Source organism: Arthrobacter crystallopoietes BAB-32, from assembly GCF_000328305.2.
Taxonomy (GTDB): domain Bacteria; phylum Actinomycetota; class Actinomycetes; order Actinomycetales; family Micrococcaceae; genus Crystallibacter; species Crystallibacter crystallopoietes_A.
This window is the reverse complement of sequence record NZ_ANPE02000218.1, coordinates 1-1,626: the sequence shown is the minus strand read 5'-3', so window position 1 is coordinate 1,626 and position 1,626 is coordinate 1. Positions and strand designations below refer to the sequence as shown.

Sequence of the window (1,626 nt, the reverse complement as noted above, 5' to 3'; positions counted from 1 at the left end):
GCGCGCGGCTGGTCCGGGCGCGGCGGGGGCATGGCCCGGCTCGTGGCGTCGGTGAAGGAGTACCGGGGAACGACAGTCCAGGTCTGCGGCCTGTGGCCGTTCTCCTCCGGCGCGTCCTCGCCCATGATCGGCGTCCCGCTGGGCCGCCATGAAGAAACCCAGGCCACGGTCTGCTGCGACCCGATCGGCTGGTTCCAGCGCGCACGCCTGATCTCCAACCCTTCGGCCTTCATCCTCGGCAAACCCGGACTGGGCAAGTCCACCCTGGTCCGCCGCATGCTCCTGGGCCTCGCCGCGCAGGGCGTCAACCCGCTGATTCTCGGGGACCTGAAAGGCGAGCACGTCAAAGCCGTGCAGGCCCTCGGCGGGCAGGTGATCAGGCTCGGCCGCGGGGCCGGGTACCTGAACATTCTCGACCCGGGTCAGGCCATTGAAGTCGCCCGGCTCCTCGAGGACCACGGCCAGCACGAAGCCGCCACCCGGGTGAGGGCCGACGCGCACGGCCGCCGGCTGAACATGGTCGTCTCGCTGATCACGATCAGCCGGAACAACCCGCCCACCGATCAGGAACAGACCATCCTGGACCGGGCCCTGCGGGTCCTCGATGACCGGTTCGACGGCATCCCGGTCCTGAAGGACCTCCTGGACGTCATTGTCTCCGCCCCGGACGAGCTGCGCCAGGTCGCCCTCGACCGCGGGGACATGAACGTCTACCTGCAGGAGACCCGGGCGCTGGAAGCAACCCTGCTGGGCCTGACCGGGGGAGGGAAGCTGGGAGAAATTTTCTCCCGCCAGACCACCAGCCCGATGCGGCGGGACCGCGCCGTGGTCTTCGACGTCTCCAGCATCGACGAAACCGAGACCGACCTGCAGGCCGCCGTGCTCCTCGCGTGCTGGTCCTACGGATTCGGCACCGTGAACGTCGCCAACGCCCTCGCCGACGCCGGCCTGGAACCGCGCCGGAACTACTTCGTGGTCCTGGACGAGCTCTGGCGGGCCCTGCGCTCCGGCAAGGGCATGGTCGACCGCGTCGACGCCCTGACCCGCCTGAACAGGTCCGTCGGCGTCGGACAGATCATGATCTCCCACACCATGTCCGACCTGCTCGCGCTCCCGGCAGAAGAGGACCGGATGAAAGCCAAAGGTTTCGTCGAACGCTCCGGCATGGTGATCTGCGGCGGCCTGCCCGCCTCGGAAATGCCGCTGCTGACCTCCGCCATTCCCCTCTCCCGGCAGGAGCAGCAGAAGCTCATCTCCTGGCAGGACCCGCCGGCCTGGGACTCCCGCGGCCTCGACGTCGAACCCCCGGGCCGGGGGAAGTTCCTGATCAAGGTCGGCGGCCGCCCGGGCATCCCCGTGCAGATCGGCCTGACGTCCATCGAGAAGAGCAACGGCCTCAACGACACCGATGCCAAATGGCACAAACCCGCCGAAACACCCCTGACCCCGGCGGCTCCCCGGCTGCAGGAAGGAGGAACGCGGTGAGTGCACCGAACCGCAAAGGTATGGGCCTCGGGGACGCCCTGCTGGTCTGGCTGGCCATCGGCTTCATCCTCGTCTTCGGCGGCGGAACCTACACCGCCGCCCACCTGGGCTCCCGGTTGGCCGGCACCGGGGCCGCCCGCC

Annotated in this window: 1 protein-coding gene; it reads left to right on the top strand. The window is 69.3% G+C overall.

Annotated features, from left to right (window positions below):
- A partial coding sequence (locus D477_RS16925; RefSeq protein ID WP_005272466.1) for a helicase HerA domain-containing protein occupies positions 1–1,485 on the top strand: 1,485 nt, incomplete at its 5' end.
- Positions 1,486–1,626: the final 141 nt, after the last annotated feature.